19 protein-coding genes and 1 pseudogene are annotated in these 16,048 nt (G+C 44.1%); 6 read left to right on the forward strand and 14 right to left on the reverse strand.

Annotated features, from left to right (window positions below; genetic code table 11):
• The first annotated feature begins 5 nt into the window (after nt 1-5).
• The 4 genes from DWY84_RS00475 to DWY84_RS00490 all read left to right on the forward strand — a co-directional run bounded on the left by DWY84_RS00475 (nt 6) and on the right by DWY84_RS00490 (nt 2,613).
• Nucleotides 6-1,355, forward strand: a complete 1,350-nt coding sequence (locus DWY84_RS00475) for a plasmid recombination protein (protein WP_118529887.1) — start codon at nt 6-8, stop codon at nt 1,353-1,355.
• A 13-nt stretch (nt 1,356-1,368) separates the two neighbouring features.
• On the forward strand, nt 1,369-1,683 hold the full coding sequence (locus DWY84_RS00480; protein WP_118529889.1) for a hypothetical protein: 315 nt from the start codon (nt 1,369-1,371) through the stop codon (nt 1,681-1,683).
• Between the two features lie 216 nt (nt 1,684-1,899).
• Nucleotides 1,900-2,316: a YjdF family protein gene (locus tag DWY84_RS00485; RefSeq protein WP_118529891.1), complete on the forward strand. Its 417-nt coding sequence runs from the start codon at nt 1,900-1,902 to the stop codon at nt 2,314-2,316.
• A gap of 78 nt (nt 2,317-2,394) precedes the next feature.
• Complete coding sequence (locus DWY84_RS00490; protein WP_118529893.1) at nt 2,395-2,613, forward strand: hypothetical protein; 219 nt, start codon at nt 2,395-2,397, stop codon at nt 2,611-2,613.
• 240 nt (nt 2,614-2,853) lie between these two features.
• On the opposite strand, the gene DWY84_RS00495 is transcribed toward DWY84_RS00490, so the two are convergent.
• The 4 genes from DWY84_RS00495 to DWY84_RS00510 form a co-directional block, all read right to left on the reverse strand.
• Nucleotides 2,854-4,038 (reverse strand): site-specific integrase, encoded by a 1,185-nt coding sequence (locus DWY84_RS00495; RefSeq protein ID WP_118529895.1) that lies wholly within the window; start codon nt 4,036-4,038, stop codon nt 2,854-2,856.
• 35 nt (nt 4,039-4,073) lie between these two features.
• Nucleotides 4,074-4,268: a DUF3173 domain-containing protein gene (locus DWY84_RS00500; protein WP_118529897.1), complete on the reverse strand. Its 195-nt coding sequence runs from the start codon at nt 4,266-4,268 to the stop codon at nt 4,074-4,076.
• 427 nt (nt 4,269-4,695) lie between these two features.
• Nucleotides 4,696-4,941, reverse strand: coding sequence for a helix-turn-helix domain-containing protein (locus DWY84_RS00505; RefSeq protein ID WP_118530265.1), 246 nt, complete (start codon nt 4,939-4,941; stop codon nt 4,696-4,698).
• A 7-nt stretch (nt 4,942-4,948) separates the two neighbouring features.
• On the reverse strand, nt 4,949-6,685 hold the full coding sequence (locus DWY84_RS00510) for a DNA topoisomerase (RefSeq protein WP_118529899.1): 1,737 nt from the start codon (nt 6,683-6,685) through the stop codon (nt 4,949-4,951).
• Nucleotides 6,686-6,737: 52 nt separating this feature from the next.
• Here DWY84_RS00510 and DWY84_RS00515 point away from each other — a divergent pair, with 52 nt between their 5' ends.
• On the forward strand, nt 6,738-7,355 hold the full coding sequence (locus DWY84_RS00515) for a hypothetical protein (protein WP_118529901.1): 618 nt from the start codon (nt 6,738-6,740) through the stop codon (nt 7,353-7,355).
• Here DWY84_RS00515 and DWY84_RS17610 read toward each other — a convergent pair.
• The 10 genes and pseudogenes from DWY84_RS17610 to DWY84_RS00565 form a co-directional block, all read right to left on the reverse strand.
• Nucleotides 7,339-7,518, reverse strand: coding sequence for a hypothetical protein (locus DWY84_RS17610; RefSeq protein WP_118529903.1), 180 nt, complete (start codon nt 7,516-7,518; stop codon nt 7,339-7,341). The genes DWY84_RS00515 and DWY84_RS17610 overlap by 17 nt on opposite strands.
• Nucleotides 7,515-8,276 (reverse strand): DUF4366 domain-containing protein, encoded by a 762-nt coding sequence (locus tag DWY84_RS00525; RefSeq protein ID WP_118529905.1) that lies wholly within the window; start codon nt 8,274-8,276, stop codon nt 7,515-7,517. Before DWY84_RS00525 ends, DWY84_RS17610 begins: the two co-directional genes overlap by 4 nt.
• Nucleotides 8,269-8,532, reverse strand: coding sequence for a DUF4315 family protein (locus DWY84_RS00530; RefSeq protein ID WP_118529907.1), 264 nt, complete (start codon nt 8,530-8,532; stop codon nt 8,269-8,271). The genes DWY84_RS00525 and DWY84_RS00530 overlap by 8 nt, the downstream gene beginning before the upstream one ends.
• Nucleotides 8,533-8,554: 22 nt before the next feature.
• Entirely contained in the window at nt 8,555-10,525 is a 1,971-nt protein-coding gene (locus DWY84_RS00535; RefSeq protein WP_118529909.1) for a C40 family peptidase, read from the reverse strand.
• A gap of 2 nt (nt 10,526-10,527) precedes the next feature.
• Nucleotides 10,528-11,331: a hypothetical protein gene (locus DWY84_RS00540; protein ID WP_118529911.1), complete on the reverse strand. Its 804-nt coding sequence runs from the start codon at nt 11,329-11,331 to the stop codon at nt 10,528-10,530.
• Nucleotides 11,321-11,735: pseudogene (locus DWY84_RS00545) on the reverse strand (hypothetical protein); the annotation flags it as partial. The gene DWY84_RS00540 and the pseudogene DWY84_RS00545, both read right to left, overlap by 11 nt.
• A gap of 86 nt (nt 11,736-11,821) precedes the next feature.
• A complete protein-coding gene (locus DWY84_RS00550; RefSeq protein ID WP_118529913.1) occupies nt 11,822-12,298 on the reverse strand; it encodes a PcfB family protein in 477 nt (158 codons plus the stop codon).
• An 87-nt stretch (nt 12,299-12,385) separates the two neighbouring features.
• Complete coding sequence (locus DWY84_RS00555; protein ID WP_118529915.1) at nt 12,386-12,622, reverse strand: DUF5348 domain-containing protein; 237 nt, start codon at nt 12,620-12,622, stop codon at nt 12,386-12,388.
• Nucleotides 12,623-12,636: 14 nt separating this feature from the next.
• Nucleotides 12,637-13,503, reverse strand: coding sequence for a DUF6017 domain-containing protein (locus tag DWY84_RS00560; protein WP_118529917.1), 867 nt, complete (start codon nt 13,501-13,503; stop codon nt 12,637-12,639).
• A 73-nt stretch (nt 13,504-13,576) separates the two neighbouring features.
• Complete coding sequence (locus tag DWY84_RS00565; protein WP_118529919.1) at nt 13,577-14,299, reverse strand: hypothetical protein; 723 nt, start codon at nt 14,297-14,299, stop codon at nt 13,577-13,579.
• A gap of 1,138 nt (nt 14,300-15,437) precedes the next feature.
• Between DWY84_RS00565 and DWY84_RS17535 the strand changes: the two genes are divergently transcribed.
• Nucleotides 15,438-15,938 carry a hypothetical protein gene (locus tag DWY84_RS17535; RefSeq protein ID WP_243024688.1) on the forward strand — a complete coding sequence of 167 codons (501 nt, stop codon included), beginning with the start codon at nt 15,438-15,440 and terminating at the stop codon, nt 15,936-15,938.
• Nucleotides 15,939-16,048 lie beyond the last annotated feature (110 nt).

Here is a 16,048-nt window from a genome sequence, read left to right on the forward strand (position 1 = left end):
GCTTTATGACAGGAAAAGGCTCTGTCAACCATAATAGCAGAAAATTCCATGCAAAGAATACTGACCCGGAGCGAAGCTGTCTGAACGTGGAATACTGCAATGAAAATGTTAAGGACGTATATCACGAATTATTTGATGAAGCACTCGCCTGGTACAATGAGAAGCAGACCAGAAGTGACCGCCGGATTGACGATTATTATGAGAAAATCCGTTCCGGCAAGCAGGAAAAGCCATTCCATGAAATTATTTTGCAAATCGGGGATAAGGACAACATGGGGGCAAAGACAGAGAACGGACAGCTTGCGGCAAAGGTGCTGGATAAATATATGCGGGATTTCCAGCGGCGAAATCCTACGTTAAGAGTATTTAGTGCCTATCTTCATATGGACGAAGCAACGCCCCACTTGCATATAGATTTTGTACCGTATACGACAGGAAGCAAGCGGGGACTTGATACAAGAGTTTCTTTGAAACAGGCGTTATCTGCTCTCGGATTTAAAGGCGGTACAAGGCGGGAAACGGAATTAAATCAGTGGGTGGCTTATGAGAAAGAACAGCTTGCCGCCGTTATGCTGGAACATGGGATTGAGTGGGAGAAGAAAGGCACACATGAAAAGCATTTATCTGTTTTGGACTTTGAGAAAAAGGAGCGGGCAAAGGAAGTCGCAGAATTGGAGCAATCTATTTCTGACGGAAAAGAGCGATTATCAGATATTCAGATTCAGCATAGAAAAGCAGTGCAGGAAACAGAGCAGATACGGCAGAAGGGCGAAGCAATCCGGCAGGAAGTGTCGGAACTTTCGGAAACAAGTGATTTGCTGAAGGAGCAGGCGACAACGCTGGCAGAGGACAAGAAAAAGCTGCTGTCTGATAATGTGAAATTGGAGAAGCAACAGAAGAAATTGCAACAAGATATTGAGAAAATGGTTCAGTCTAAGGCGGTCATGGAACGGAACATACACGCTTATGACGAGGACGAGAAGTGGCAGTTGCCTGAACCGGCGGCGTTGATGTCTGCAAAGGCTTATAAGGATAAAAAAGCCTCTCCACTTGTGGAGAAATTGAAAGAGACGATAAAAGCACTGACGATTAAATGCGTTCAGCTTGCGGAACAGGGAAAGAAACTGAAAGATAAAGTTACCCGGCAGGAGCAGCAGATCAGTCGCTTGACAGATAAGGTCATGGAGCAGAGCGACATTATTGACCGATTGCAGGAGAAAATGGAAGATTTGGAGCGTTTGGAACGCTATTTCGGCAGAGAACAGGTGCAGTCGATAGTTGAGCGGTCTAAGGCTCTGGAATGGGCAGAAAAGGAAAATAAACGTCCGAAACGTGTATTTGATATGAGCAGATAGGGGGATTGATAGAATGACAGATATGGAGAAAAAAGTTATGGTTCGGCTGTGTGCGAAAATCCTTTCAGAAACAGATTTGTATGATACAGATATAGAAGTACGCAATCTAATTGACTGGATGTGTGTGTCGGAGCAGATAAAATCAAACAATAACGAGATACGAAGTATAACCGGGGAATATAAGCGGATAGAGCCGGATTGCCGGGAGGGAGTGCGGACGCAGTTGGAGCACATGAAGTCACTCTGTAAAGAACGTGAGAGCTTGTATGAGAAGCAGAATGATTTGAAAGGGCAGAAGCAGAAAATCGAGAGAGAATTGGAACGGTAGGAATTTGGGGCATGGCGGCGGCTGTGCCCCTTATTTCTTGTGGCAAAATTGCTGATAATATGCTAAAATCAAAGAGCAGAGATAAAAACACAACGTAAGGGATAACATCTCTTATAGAGCCGGTAGGTAGTCCGGCCGCACCGTTTTGGTGTAAGTAGCCCTCCCTCCTTGGGTCGTCCGTTCTTTGTTCAGTACAATTTTTAAGGAGGAATTGTCATGGACAAAGTATCATGCAGATTGACAGTATTTTTTGAGGAACCATTCTGGATAGGGGTGTTTGAACGCATATCGGAGGGGAAATTATCTGTATGCAAGGTTACGTTTGGGGCGGAGCCGAAAGATTATGAGGTATACGATTTTGTTTTGAGAAATTACTATCGACTGAAATTTAGTCCGGCTGTGGCAACTGATGTAAAAGAAGCTGTTCGCAATCCGAAACGGGTACAGAGAGAAGTGCGGAAACAGGTACAGAATACCGGGATCGGCACGAAGTCGCAACAGGCTTTGAAATTACAGCAGGAGCAGTTGAAAACTGAACGCAAGACTGTGAGCCGGGAACAGCGGGAAGCAGAGAAACAGAGACAGTTTGAACTGAAACAGCAGAAAAGAAAAGAGAAGCATAGGGGCAGGTAATATCTGTCCCGGATTTCCCTTAGGTGTAGTATTTACATGGTGCTAGCACCATGTTGTATTTATGAACAAGGAGGTCAAATGAAAAATTTATTAAATATATTTGGGAAAAAGGATGATTCAGAGATTGTTAGCAAACCGGGAATTTTAAATAAACCGGGAGACAGATTAGAAGCACGCGTTACTGATTCTAATCGACGGGTAGTTAAAGTGCAAACAGATAATGGAAATTCTAAATATAGTGCAACACAATATCCAAATGGAACTATTGTGGAAACAAAAGTAACGAAACGAAAATAATTATATTAGATTTATTCGCTCTTATTCGTGATACCCGTATGATACCTGCTTGATCGGAAACTATGAATACGGCGTGAAATTTTGATATTATAAATATAAAAATCAACAAAAGACGAATGAATATTTAACAATTATGTTATAGTTGCAGGGAGTTTGAATAGTTGAAGCTAAGTAGCAAAGCCCGTAAAATCAAGGGTTTTGCGGCTTTTTCTCTTTTTCATTGCATTATGATTGCATCTTTTATTCTAATTCTCTATGATAGTTTGCTGTGAATTGATTGCTGGTGTAATCTGCGATACTCTGTGTTGCCGGAGTATAATGCAGTACGCCAGTTAATTTATGGGCAACTTCAAGATTGGTGTTCGGATATAAATGTCCGTATGTTCCTAACGTGGTCTGTATCTTCTCATGTCCCAGACGTTCCTTGATCAGTAAAGGGTTTTCGCCCATGCTGATTAGCAGGGAAGCGTGAGAATGTCTTAGAGCGTGAATTTTGATACGGTGTACGCCAGCAAGCCAGGCAAGTTTTTCCAAAGCCCGTGGTAATGTATGTTTGCTGGTTGGAATACCGCTATAACTTAATATAAAACCGCAGCCTTTTAATACCTTTTGCTGTACCGCTCTCCATGCTTTCAGCTCCCGGATAGTGTCGGCGTCTATGTAAATAGTGCGGACGCTGGCTTGTGTCTTAGGATCAACAAATTTGTACTCGTCCATTGACTTATAGTACAGGGTCTTATTGATATTCAAAAGCCCTGTTTCAAAATCAATATCAGACCATTGCAAAGCTGCCGCTTCTCCTATTCTCATTCCTGTCATAAATAATAACCAGAAAGAGATAAACAGGTAATGTTCGTAGTAATCGCCCTTATAGAGCAGGGAGATCACTTTCTGAAATTCCTCCAACGTCCAAAAGTCTACTTTCGTCTTTTTGCTTTTGATGTTGCCAACCATTCGTGACGGGTTCTTTTTTGCGATACCCAGAACAATAGCCCTGTCAAATGCAATCGAAAGCATACCCTGTACGATACGGATATAGTTAGGGCTAAATTCCTTTGCAAGCTCTAACTGCCAATTCTGAACATTGATAGGCTCTATCTCGTCCGTTGCCATTTTGTAGAAGTAGGAAAAATGCTTCTGAATGGTAGAACGGCGGTTTAAGTAGGTGCTTTCTTTTACCTGTGTTTTGTACCACGGGAGATAGGTTTCCTCAATAAACTGCTGGAAAGAAATTGTTTTCTTTTTCTCGGTAAGCTCTGCTGTGGAAGTCAATACCAGCTTGGAATATTCTTCCCTTGCTTCTTTCTTTGTCTGAAAGCCGCTGCGATATTTCTGTATCTGTTTTCCTGTAATCGGGTTATAACCTAAATTTGCTCTAAAATAATAAGTTCCGTTATCAGCTTTTTTGATTGGGTCTTTTGCCATGATTTCACTCCTTACATATCATGCAAGAAGTACAATCAGTTTTGCCTGTCTGGAATGGTAATTCCCAATATTTCCTCTACGGCTTCCTTTGGTACTCTGTCAAGTTTTCTGGACTGATAGTAGGTGTGTCCTTTGGAAATCATTAGTTTTTTTGCTTCCCTTATGATGTTTGCCGCAAAAGATGTTCCATATCCTAGTGCGATTAAATCGCTCTTGGTTACTGTAACCATTATCCTCCTTTCCATAGACCAGATACGAAAACCTCAATATCTTGTCTACGATCATATCAGATTTTCAGTAAAAGTGAAATGATTATTTTCTTGCAAATGTTGATTTAAGGTTTTATGAGCTTTCGGACGGCTTGGCAGCTCCACGGGACTTGCACCCCTCTCATTCTTGTGAGTAGCCGTGTCATACGGGTGTATCATTATCCCTGTATACGGGTCATGGCGTACCAGCCCGCAGGCTCGCCGTATACAGAACGTATCCGATTGCCCTATGCTGCGTGATACGCTTTCTTTGTCAAAGTACAGGGGTTTGTCAGCCCGCAAAAGCACACAGGGAAAGATATGCTTTTGTGGAATGATAAGCACAAAAAAAGCCCACGCCGGGGAAGTGGAAAGGGGAGTTGTCACATTCCCCCCTTGTGGGCTTTTATTAGGCTGCCTTAAAGGTCAAAATCTTGGTAATCAATTTTGTTTCCAAACGGCGGCGCAGTTCTTCATCAACGCACAAATGTGGGTTGCCTGCTTCGTCATACATGGTTCGTGTAGACAATTTGGCTATGTAGCCCTCATAGTGCTTCAAGACTTTGTTGATAGCGTCCACGTTGCCGGAAACAGCCGCCGCAATTACAGGGTAGGGAAGTAAGCCCTTACCGCCGTTTTTGCTTTGCTTTTTCATCATGGATTTATTCATCAGCTTGTCCCTCCATAAATTTTTTGAGTGCCTGTAAAGAGCTTGTCCGGCGGTAGGCTACCGTCCGGCGCACAAGGTTGAGCTGGTCGGCAATTTCCGGGTCAGACATACCTAAGAAATAAGATAGCAGGACGATTTCTAATCTGTCCTGTGGCAAAGTCTGTAAGGCTTCCGCTAACAGTTCATCAGCTATCGCTATCTCTAAGCCCATGACCTCAGCCGCACGGGTGGCGGGTGTCCCTAAGCCTTTACGTTCTGCTTCTTCGGTTATATCCTCATTTCCGGCACGCTCCATAGCCGACAGCAGAGTATCTTCCGTGTAAGGTTTGGGCGGGGTGCTGTCATGTTCGGAAAGCTTCGCCGTCATTGCAGGAAAGGTCTGTCCTTCACTAAGCTCCGGCAGGTAAACGTCCTTATTTTTCTTATCCTCTGTCTGCTCCTTTAAGGTGGAGCGGAAACGGCGTTCTAACTCTTTGTAGCCCTCTTTCTTAACAGTTTTTCCCTTTGCCGCAAAAGTCATTCCACCGCAGGAAAAAGAAGCGGTCACGGTTTCATATTCAAAGGGCTGTGCAACTGCCATAAGCAACTTTGCCGCAATTAAAAACAGGATATTTCTTTCACTTTCCGGCAGGGCGGCAGGGGCGGTCTTTATGGCTTCGGCGGTGGGAATGATAGCGTGGTGGTCTGATACCTTTTTGCTGTTTAAGATACGGGGAATATCCGGGGGAAGGTCAATCCCCTTTGCAAAGGTCAGCACATCAAACAATCCCGATATTAAATTTTCCACGGTAGGGAGCATATCGTCCGTTAAATATTGGCTGTCGGTTCTGGGATAGGTGCAGAGCTTTTTCTCATAGAGTGATTGGGTATAATCAAGGGTCTGCTTTGCTGTATATCCGTAAAGTCTGTTTGCTTCCCTTTGAAGTGAAGTAAGGTCAAACAATTTAGGCGGGTTCTCGGTTTTATTTTCCTTCTGATATGACGTACAGGTTGCCGTCTGCCCGTCACAAGCAGCCCGCAGCTTTTCCGCTTCGGCTTTTTCTGTGTACGGCGGGCTTACGGCTTCCAGATTTCCGTTCCCAATATGTACCACATAATATTTTTTCTTTTCAAAGCTCTGGATAGCGTTGTCACGTTCCACCAAAAGGGAGAGGGTAGGGGTCTGTACCCGTCCCACATTCAAGGTATGATTGTAAAGGACAGAGAAAAGACGGGTCGCATTGATACCGATTAGCCAGTCAGCCTTTGCCCGGCATAATGCCGATTGGTAAAGGTTGTCGTAATCATGCCCGGCTCTCAAATCTTCAAATCCTTTCTTGATTGCGCTTTCCTCCATGCTGCTGATCCACAACCGATAGAACGGTTTTTGACACCCTGTTTTTTCATAGACAAAGCGGAAGATAAGTTCTCCCTCACGTCCTGCGTCCGTGGCGCAAACAAGCTCGGTCACGTCCTCACGCTCCATAAGGTTTTTCAGCGTGTCAAAGGGTTCTTTTTTGTCCGGGGCAATTACGGTCTGCCATGTTTCCGGCAGGATAGGTAAATTCTCATAACGCCATTTTTTATAGTCCCCGTAATGGGAAGCGTCTGCAAGCCCGGCTAAGTGTCCCACGCACCAGCCTACTAGATAACCGTTGCCCTCCATATAGCCGTCCTGTCTTTTGTCAGCACCTAAGACAGCGGCAATACTCATAGCCACATTTGGCTTTTCTGCAATTACTAACTGCATATTAAAATCTCCTTTATAATTTAGTTGATTGATGATACAATGAAACAAATTTATGAAAGGTGGGATTATTACGAAAGTAAAAAACATATTTAGTTATGCCTTGTTTGGTGTTGTTTGTTTACTAGCTTTGATAAATACCTTTTATACAACAGAGTATGTTTCTAATATTGCAAAAGCGGCAATAGTACCACTATTTTTAATCGGTATTATTGATTTTATGTATAAAATAAAGGATAAGGCAGAGCAAATTCTTTTAGAAAAAATCAGCGCTTCCCATGCAGATTACCGTGAAGCTAAAGCCATATATGATAGTATTGTCCCTTTTGAAGATGTTGATACGGACGGTAAGGTTCAAGCGTGGAAAGAAGAAATGGAAAGAAAAAGTGAAATATGTGTAAAAAATCATTTATTATCTATTCAAGTAGAAAAAATGTTTAAATGGTATTTACCTGTGTATACTATCTTTTCACTGCTTCTATTTCTATCAATGCTGTTTGCACAAGCGCATAACTGGATTTTATTTTTAGCTGCATTTAATAGTGATACAATTACACTGTGGACTTTTGCAATTCTTTTATTAGATGTTTCGTTTACAGATTTTTTTGCAAATAGACTAATTTCCTTTGTTGACAGGAAAATGGAAACAACATCTACTAAAGGTTCTTCGTAATATTTTGCACCTTTCTAATACAATACCCCACGCAAGGGCTATTCCTCTTATAGGCGCAGCCCTTACAAGCTGGAGCATGAGAAACGGACGGTGCATTTTCACGCCGCCCGTTAGGTCTTTGGGTCATCATTTTTTCAAAGGGGCTGTCTGTAAACCACGTCATACATTTTCCTCCGCAGGGTCAGTTTCCCCGGTGTCTGCGTCCTCTGGGGCTTCGGTGTCTGTTTCGTCCTCATATTCGGTTTCTTCGTCCTCGTCCTCAAAGTCAAAATCGGAAAAATCTGTGCTTCCCTTTGTAGTGTCCTTTGGTTTAATAAACTTGAAATAATAGAACGCCCCACCGCCTGCAAACAGGGTTAAAAGGAATAGCAGGCAGATACTTTTTAGCGGACTTTTTCCGGCAGGCTGCTCCGTTTCCGGCTCTGTACTTTCTTCCTGTACTATCTCTTTCCCGGTGCAGGCAGAAAGATTGTTAAGGCAGACCGGGCAGCTCTCGTTGACGCTCCCGGCTTCGCATTTATCGGTACAGATACAGCTCTGGGGCATTATGGTAGTTTCTTCCGCAGTTTCGGTTTCCTCCATAAGTGCCATAAGGTCAGCTTCATCTACTTTGTTAAGGAAATGCACGGTATTTTCTCCATCGGCGGCTCGGTCAATCAGGATATAGAAATAGTTGCCCGATTTGGTTGTTACCGTGATAAGCTGCTTATTCTCTCCGTAAATATCATCAACAAGGGTAGCGTTGCCCTCCGGGGTCAGAGGGTCGCTGGGTTCTGTGGTTTCCTCCGGCTCTGTGGCAGGTGTAGGTTCGGTTATTTTGTATTCCTCTCCGCCGCCTGCATAGGCAGTCATGGAAAAGCCGCCCGTAAGGATAAGGGCGGCAGCAAGTGTCATAAAGGTATGTAAGATTTTTTTACTCATTCTCGGTGTCCTCCTGTCTGGTAAATGTGTTTGTGGTGGAAGCAGCAGGGGCAGCCTTTAAAGGGCTTTCCTGTTTGCCGTTTAAAAAGGTGGAAAGCTCTGCCGGGGTCATGCGTAACGCACGCACCATTTGAACGATCTGCAAATTCTCTACCTCGGTTTTCTGGGCTTCCAGTTCTCTAAGCCTTGTCTGTTGTTTGGAAATTGTTTCTTTGGTCTTTGCAATTTCCGCTTCAATTCTTTCTAACTTCATCATGTGAAAAACTCCTTTCTTTGTGTTATGGCAACCGCCCATAAGCATAAAAATGTTGCTGCCAATAAGGGGTATTGACGGACGCATAGGAAATCGGGTTGCCGCAATGTATCATCATGCCGTTACCAACATAAATTCCTACATGGCTTACCGCACTTCCGCTGTCATATGTCCCGGTAAAAAAGATAATATCCCCCGGCTTAGCTTCGCTTGGTGCGATTGGCGTTGTGTAGTTGAAAATACCTTGTGCGGTAGTTCGCCCCACATTTCCCACGCCGGACTGATTGATTACCCAGCACACAAAGCCGGAACAATCAAAGCTGGTACTCGGAGAGCTGCCGCCCCACACATAAGGGTAGCCTAAATATTTTTCTGCTTCCGCAATCATGGCGGCAAAGCGTTCATCAGATAGAGCGTCCGGCGGTATCTCATAATCGGTATACTGCCCGCCGCCCGGTGTCCCGGCATAGATATTTTCTCCGAACACGTCCGGCTTATTGCCTTTGGTTTCCATGTAAATATCAAACATTTCCTTTTGCTGTGAGGTAAGAAGCTCCCCGGCAAGGGTAGAGATGTTTTTGTTTGTTAGGGTCACATGGAGAATGCAATAGTCGTAGGGGACTTCCTCGGTGGTTGTTTCCCCGGTTTCCGGGTCGGTGGTGGTTTCCGTGCGGTAGCGTGTCTGTACTTCTTCCCGCAGGGTAAGGGTATATTGCTTTTCAAACAGGGCTTGTATTTCTGCCTGTGCTTCCGCTCTGGTGTAGTCATGCAGCTTTGCGGTCAGATAAGAAGCCGATTCAAAAGGGTTATGCCCGATTTCGTCTAAGTGGTATTGGTATTCGTCATAGTCCGGGTAATCGGTTTCAATATTTTCGATTTTCTCCCGCAGCTCACTTTCCAATGCCTTATAGTCAGCTTCCACTTCCCGGATAGCTTCATCTTCGGCGGTGTAGGACGTGCCAATAATGGAAGTCAAACCGCCCTCAAACATGGCAGAGCAGGAAGTCAGCCCCGCAGAGAGCAGGGCAAAGAGCAGCAAAAAAGCAAGGATAAGTAAAATCAGTTTCCACTGCTTCACAAAAAAATCTGTGGTATTCTTTGCACTATTAGCGGCTTCCTTTGCCGTCTTTTTGGCGGCTTTTGCTGTTTTTCCGGCTGCACCAGCGGTTTTCTGTTTTGCCCGTAAGTCCCTTGCATATTGCAGCTTGATTTTCTGTTTTTGGTAAAAGTGGGAGAGGGAGTTGTCTGCAATATCCGGGTGTTCTTTGAGGGTCTTTTGGTACAGGTAGTTTATATCTGCCTTTTGGCTTTTCGCTTGCGCTTTTTCAAGTTTCCGGTAGGGCTTTAGCTTATGGCTTCTGATACCCTCCCTTATTTTGCGTCTGGCTGTGCCTGCCGCCCGTTCTGCTAAAAGCTCCGTCTTATGTGCGCCCTCCACGCCGGAGTTATCTTTTTCTACCTCGTGTACTTTGCCGTGTATGAAAGAGGTCACTTCCCGAATAGGTCGTTCTGCCGGATTGTGCTTGAACTTCCCGTTTGGCGGTTTGTCCCGTTCTTCAAAGTACAGGCGGGTCTTTGCCCGCCCGGTTGCTTCATCAAAGCGTCTGGCGGCTTTAATGCGTTTCTGTTTGGGGATATTCGCCTTTGCCGTATCCAGCCTGTCCGCTGCCTTTTCTGATTTACGGATTGCCTTTTGCAAATCCGGGTCGGCACGTTCTTCCTCGGAAAAATGCAGACGGGGATTTTCACGGTTAAGGGCTTTTTCAGCCTGCTTGTTTTCCTTTGTGGCTTTCTTTGCCTGTTTCCCGGCTTTCCGTTTCCCTGCGCTATAACTTGATTTGTCAATGACTTTTTCTGCGGTAGATTTTTCGGTATAATCGGTTTCCGCTTCCCGGCTGCTGGTTCTTGTCTGCTCCCCGGTAGCCTTATTGGTTTCCACAACACCGTCACGGGTCATTTTCTGCGTGATTTTGTCCTTTGCCTTAAACTGCTGCAAGCTCACACCTCCTTGTCTGTCCCGTAGCTTTGCGGGTTATATTGGCACACGTCCCGGTTAAAGGTGGGTTGTGCAATCTGGATATATTGTCTTTCGCCTGTCCGTCTGGCAAAAAATAAATCTTTTTCTTTGGGATAGTGCAAGCCTTGATACTGTGGGTAGCTGTCTAAGATTTTTCGTGCCTGTTTCTGTAACGGGTAGATATATCGGAACATTCTCCCGTTAATTTTTTCAATTCCTTTTGCGGCGCAAAATTCATGGGATAACCAGCATTTTTTTTGAACGCCCTCTAGGGCAGCGTTTTCTTTTAGGAGCTGTCCGGCACTCCGGGGGTGTATCTTTTCCCCGGTAGCCATACAGCGGTAAACGCTTGTAGTAAAGCACCCTAAGTAGCGGAAATTAGCAGCTTGGTATACATAGCCGCATTTTCCCATAATGCCGTCTGCAAGGGTATATAAAAATAAGCAGCCCGTATTCTCCCGTAGCCACTTTGCAAGTGTTGAGAGGGCAAGGCTGCCAAAATACCCGTTATGATTTTCAGAGGGTAGAAAACACATTTTCCCGATTTCCAGATAGGACGCAGTTACAAGGTCATGCTTTGGAAATATCTTTTTTATGGTCTGTAAGGGCTGTGTTCCCCAGCCTAACGTGACTACCCCTAAGAGCTGTTCGTCTGCATAAAAGCCCAAATAATACTTGATAAGGCGGGGCAGTACCTTTGAATAGTGGTAGCTCCGAATAAACGCAACCGCTTCCGTCTGCGGCAGCTCCCTTATCTCCAACAAAAGATGATTGTTACGCTCCATTGGCAAGTTCCTCCGGGCGTGTTGTCATTATGTGGTACAGCTCCGTATCGGTAGGGAAGCGGTCAACAAAGGGAACGCTTCCAGATTTCCACGGAGTAGGCGGCTGTTTGTTCCTCCTTTAACAGCAAGTGAAATTCATCACAATAAAACCATGTATTTGCGTGCAGCTCCCGGTTCTCGGTCACACGTCCCCAGACCTGATCCTGTATAATCAGCATACCCAGCTTTTTAAGCTGCTTCCCCAGCTCCTTAATGTCAAAGCACACAAGGCGGTTATGTATGTCTATGTTGGTGCGGTGGTTGAACACGTTAAGGCTGCCATGCACATATAGTTCCAATGCGGCGGCTACCCTCTGGGCTTCCGCTTCCGGCTGTTCCTTTAAGGCGTTATATAAGTCCTCCAATCGGTATGCTTCGCCCACTTTCATAAACAGCCATACAAAGAACAGGTACGGCAGATTAAGGATAAGCAGCTTTTTTACATTTGGTTTCATAGCTCACGCCCCCTGTCCTTGTTTTTTACTTTATCCCGGCTATTGTTAAGCTCCTTTGCCTTTTCTTTAAAGGCAGCAAGGACTTTACGGATAGACGGCTTTTTTTGGCGGTTAAGCTGGGTAGCGGTAAACTCCCGAAACGCTTCGGTCATAACGTCTATGTCCCGTCCCTTAAAGAAAACCAGATACCGGGGCGGGTTCTCGTCCTTGATTTTCTTTAAGCTGTAATCAAGCCCGTGCTTTCTGGCGATTGGCTCAAAGGCTTTGATGTTTTCGTCTGCGATTTCAATGTTTGATACGCCTGTATTCTGCTTTATAAGCTGCTTTAGGGTCTGTTTTCCCTGGTACTGCTTGGGTTGCTTATTTTTCTGGGCTTGCAGGAATTTTTTAAGAGCTGCCTGCAAAACGGAAGCGGTCAGTTTGGCGGTTTTTATGGATAGGGCAACGGTTTTTTCGTTGACTTGTTCCTGCATGATTTTCCTCCTTTCGTGGGATTGGGTGATTTAGGTGGTGGTCGGGCATGAAAAAAGGGACATACCGTTTCTGCGGCTGTCCCTGTATTATCTCTTTGCATTTCTCCGTACCCGTAAGCCCTCTAAATTGTCGGTGTCGATACCCACCAGATACCAGTTCCGGCACATATCCATTTCGATACGGGTAGGCTTCCAATGCTTCCCGTCAAAGACTTCAAAGCTCTGTCCGCAATGTAAGCCCCCGTAATACTCGTTTAAGCCGGAGCGTATGTCATAGCGTCCGCTTTCCTTGTCATAAACCAGCGTTCCCGGTTTGATTGTCATGTGTTGTCCTCCTTTCAAGCACCGCCGTACATATCGTGGTTGACTAGGGCGGTGTAATAGCTGTCAATGGTGTTTGGTGCGTTGAACAGTACCGCAAGCAGATACTTTTTGATATTGCGTATCTTGGTGGTGTTCTGGTGCATACAGTCCAGCACAAAACGGATATGACTGCTGTTTAGCTTCATAAATTTGCTTTTTACCAGCTCTGCCGGATAATCGTCTCCGGCAATCCGTATCATCTTGCGGCGGGTACAGACGGTTTCCAGCATAAGGGAAACAATCTCGTCCAGCATACCTTTGTCAACGGACTTGTCCTGTATCAGATAGGGGTATTCGATATTGTCTTTAATGACTTCCTCATAAGCCCTTACTGCGTCCATGTTGGTATATCCGTTTCCTTTCCGTTCCGGCGGTGCAGCCGCTTCTTTCTGGAAAGGAATGGAATAGGTACTTGATACATCTGTATTTAATAAATCTTTGGTTGATCTATCTTTATTTAATTGCGTTGGATTTTCCGATACCGGGATTTCCGTTGTCGGGTTATCCGATATTGGATTTTCCGATACCGGGATTTTGGGCTTCGGCGGCTGGGGAAATTCATATATTGTGTATTCAATAGCAGTCATTTTCCCTTTTTCATCTCGTCCCTGTCTGCGGGTAATGTACCCGGCTTTTTCCAGCTCCCATACAGCGGTGCGGATAGCGTCAACATTTTCCCGGCAGATACAGGACAGCCCTTTTAAGGTGTAGTCCCAATTTTCGGGAAGTGAGAGCATAAGAGAAAGAAGTCCCTTTGCCTTTAGGGTTAAATCTGGGTTGCGTAGGTGGTGGTTCGACATAACGGTGTAGCTACTTGTCTTTTCCACTCGGAATACAGGCATGGTGTATCAGCTCCTTTCTGGTTTTGGGGTAAAAAAATAGACGCTCATTGCTGAACGTCTACTTGGATTGAAATTATAAAATTGTGGCTTTGTCAATGTTATTTAAAATTTCTGATTGTAGTAAAGATAACGTTTCAAATATCTTTGTATATTCTGCTTGATAATCTTTGGTTTTAATAGCTTGGTTTAGTATGTTAGCAAATTTGCCGATATTCTCATATTCAAAGTCAAGAACATCTAAACCTAATTGTTGTTCGGGGGCTAAACCAAATTCCTCTCTTTGTTTGCACCCCTCTTTTATTTGATACCATACATCAAAATAAAAATCATCAGAGGAATAGGACATATCGGTTGAAAAGGTGTTTGAAAGGTCGTAATCGCCTCTGATAAAGTCAACATTTACTACTTGTCCATGCCAAACGATACCGTTGTGTGTTAATAGAGCAGTTTTTATTTCCTGCGGCAAAGTCTTTTTGATAGTTATTGCACAATCGGTACAGTTGTTGTTGATATAGACTGAAAAATTGTGAAGCATAGAATAGTAATGTTTGCGGAAATCTTTTATGAGAGATTGAACATCATTATCTACTGCATTTTCAAAATCCTGTATGTTCTTTTCTAATAAGCTCAATATGTTTCTGGTTCTTTCATAAAAGAAAACTCTTTTATCTGCTTGAAGATATTTTAATAATTCAGCAGTTTGTAGTTCGCAACTATTTTCTCCTTGAAAGCTAACGTAACAGTTTTCATCTTTTGTTAATGCTGCAATTTTCTTTTGCAAATTTGAGATTGCCATAGAGCAAGGTATCCAATATTCATCTCTTGCTTTAGTTTGTGCATTAACCTTTATCTCATTTTTTTTGCTAAGTACCGTAACATAGTATGTTATGAAAGCACCTAGAAGTGTGGATAGTAGCGGTAATATCTTGTCGATAAGTGTAAAAAACGGAATTTCGATTCTCACAAAGAGAGAGGCTTAAACGCAGTAAGATACGGGCTAACCGAAATAAATGGTTGAAAATGCCATTCACGTAAAATTCGGTTTCCTCAATAAGTGGTTGAAAGGAGGCAACGTATGATTCTTAATCGGGCCATCAGGATGCGGATCTATCCAGACGATGAGCAGCGCCATAAGATAGATGTGACACTCAGTCATTGCCGATACATCTACAACAAGATGCTTGAACGAAATACGGTGATCTACAATCGTCGCAAGGAACATCTTAATTACTATGCCATGCAGAATCTCCTTCCAGAAATGAAGAACTATCTTCCATGGCTTAAGGAAGCAGACTCAAAGGCATTACAGTATGCTTGCCGTCAGCTGAATGCAGCGTTTGATCGATTTTTTCATAAACAGGGTAGTTATCCAAGGTTTCACAGCAAGCGTGGAAAACAATCTTATACGACTACGCATGCAAGCGTCATATGTGTTGAACCGCATAGAGTAAAGCTTCCATGTCTCGGATGGGTCCGGACACCGGAAACGAGAATCCCGGATGGCAGTATCTGTTACGTCACGGTCAGTCTGGAAGCAGACAATCGATATTATGTAAGCATCACGTATAAGAAAGAAGTGCCGGATATCACTCCTGTTGTACTGAAGCCGGAAAACGTCCTTGGACTTGATTATAAGTCCGATGGACTGTATACGGATTCAAATGGGCATACGGAGGATATACCACATTTCTATCGGGAGGCGCAGCGCAAGCGAACAAAGCTGCAACGCAGGCTCTCGAAGAAGCAGGGTTCCCGTAAGGGTGAACGAAAGTCTAAGAACTTTATGAAACAGCTCCGCCTGGTAAACCGCCAGGAAAGCCACATTGCGAATCAGCGAAAGGACTGTATGCATAAGCTTAGTACCGAGATAGCCAATCGGTATGATGCTGTATGTGTGGAAGACCTCGATATGCGCGCAATGTCCAATAAGGGCTTTGGCAAAGGCCATTGGAAAGGGAAAGAAGCTTGTACAGGATATTTCTGCAGTCTACAATGGAGAAGTAACGCTTCCGGAAACAGAAGGCTATATCTGGAAGTGCGAATATGCGGAGAAGATCCCGGAGTCACAGCAGACCGTTTACACAATGGCGGTAGATGTAAGCTACGAGCAGGCAAACGCAGTCGCCACAAAAACAAGCTTCTTAGATAAGCTTGCAGCGATGGCACTTGGCGTTATCACTGCTGTGTATACTGCACTCGCTACATCCTTTAAAGAGCATCCGGTCGCAACAAGTATTCCGTTTGTCGTATTTGCAGGACTCATCGCCTTCCTTATCACAAGAAAGGTACGGAATCGCTGCATGTACGATAAAATGATAAAGTGCCCATATAAGAAGCACGGAACAGAAAATTGTAAAACCTGTCAATACTTTTATAAGAGAGGTGTAGCATCGGAAGATAAGAAGGGCTTCGAGAAATTTAAAGAAGAGAAATAACGAAAAATGCCGGGTAAGATAATAATTCTTATCCGGTGTTTTTATATATGTTTTTTCCGTCCTCTTTCTTTTTTACTAAAAATGTGAGACAATAAAAGAAAACAGAAGTT

This window comes from Clostridium sp. AF27-2AA, from assembly GCF_003478505.1.
GTDB lineage: Bacteria > Bacillota > Clostridia > Lachnospirales > Lachnospiraceae > Brotaphodocola.

Bases quoted from the DNA above. Each gene is read 5' to 3' on its own strand.
- DWY84_RS00475 (WP_118529887.1), top strand. From the start codon at position 6: ATGACAGGAAAAGGCTCTGTCAACCATAATAGCAGAAAATTCCATGCA.
- DWY84_RS00480 (WP_118529889.1), top strand. From the start codon at position 1,369: ATGACAGATATGGAGAAAAAAGTTATGGTTCGGCTGTGTGCGAAAATC.
- DWY84_RS00485 (WP_118529891.1), top strand. From the start codon at position 1,900: ATGGACAAAGTATCATGCAGATTGACAGTATTTTTTGAGGAACCATTC.
- DWY84_RS00490 (WP_118529893.1), top strand. From the start codon at position 2,395: ATGAAAAATTTATTAAATATATTTGGGAAAAAGGATGATTCAGAGATT.
- DWY84_RS00495 (WP_118529895.1), bottom strand. From the start codon at position 4,038: ATGGCAAAAGACCCAATCAAAAAAGCTGATAACGGAACTTATTATTTT.
- DWY84_RS00500 (WP_118529897.1), bottom strand. From the start codon at position 4,268: ATGGTTACAGTAACCAAGAGCGATTTAATCGCACTAGGATATGGAACA.
- DWY84_RS00505 (WP_118530265.1), bottom strand. From the start codon at position 4,941: ATGAAAAAGCAAAGCAAAAACGGCGGTAAGGGCTTACTTCCCTACCCT.
- DWY84_RS00510 (WP_118529899.1), bottom strand. From the start codon at position 6,685: ATGCAGTTAGTAATTGCAGAAAAGCCAAATGTGGCTATGAGTATTGCC.
- DWY84_RS00515 (WP_118529901.1), top strand. From the start codon at position 6,738: ATGAAAGGTGGGATTATTACGAAAGTAAAAAACATATTTAGTTATGCC.
- DWY84_RS17610 (WP_118529903.1), bottom strand. From the start codon at position 7,518: ATGACGTGGTTTACAGACAGCCCCTTTGAAAAAATGATGACCCAAAGA.
- DWY84_RS00525 (WP_118529905.1), bottom strand. From the start codon at position 8,276: ATGAGTAAAAAAATCTTACATACCTTTATGACACTTGCTGCCGCCCTT.
- DWY84_RS00530 (WP_118529907.1), bottom strand. From the start codon at position 8,532: ATGATGAAGTTAGAAAGAATTGAAGCGGAAATTGCAAAGACCAAAGAA.
- DWY84_RS00540 (WP_118529911.1), bottom strand. From the start codon at position 11,331: ATGGAGCGTAACAATCATCTTTTGTTGGAGATAAGGGAGCTGCCGCAG.
- DWY84_RS00550 (WP_118529913.1), bottom strand. From the start codon at position 12,298: ATGCAGGAACAAGTCAACGAAAAAACCGTTGCCCTATCCATAAAAACC.
- DWY84_RS00555 (WP_118529915.1), bottom strand. From the start codon at position 12,622: ATGACAATCAAACCGGGAACGCTGGTTTATGACAAGGAAAGCGGACGC.
- DWY84_RS00560 (WP_118529917.1), bottom strand. From the start codon at position 13,503: ATGCCTGTATTCCGAGTGGAAAAGACAAGTAGCTACACCGTTATGTCG.
- DWY84_RS00565 (WP_118529919.1), bottom strand. From the start codon at position 14,299: ATGGCAATCTCAAATTTGCAAAAGAAAATTGCAGCATTAACAAAAGAT.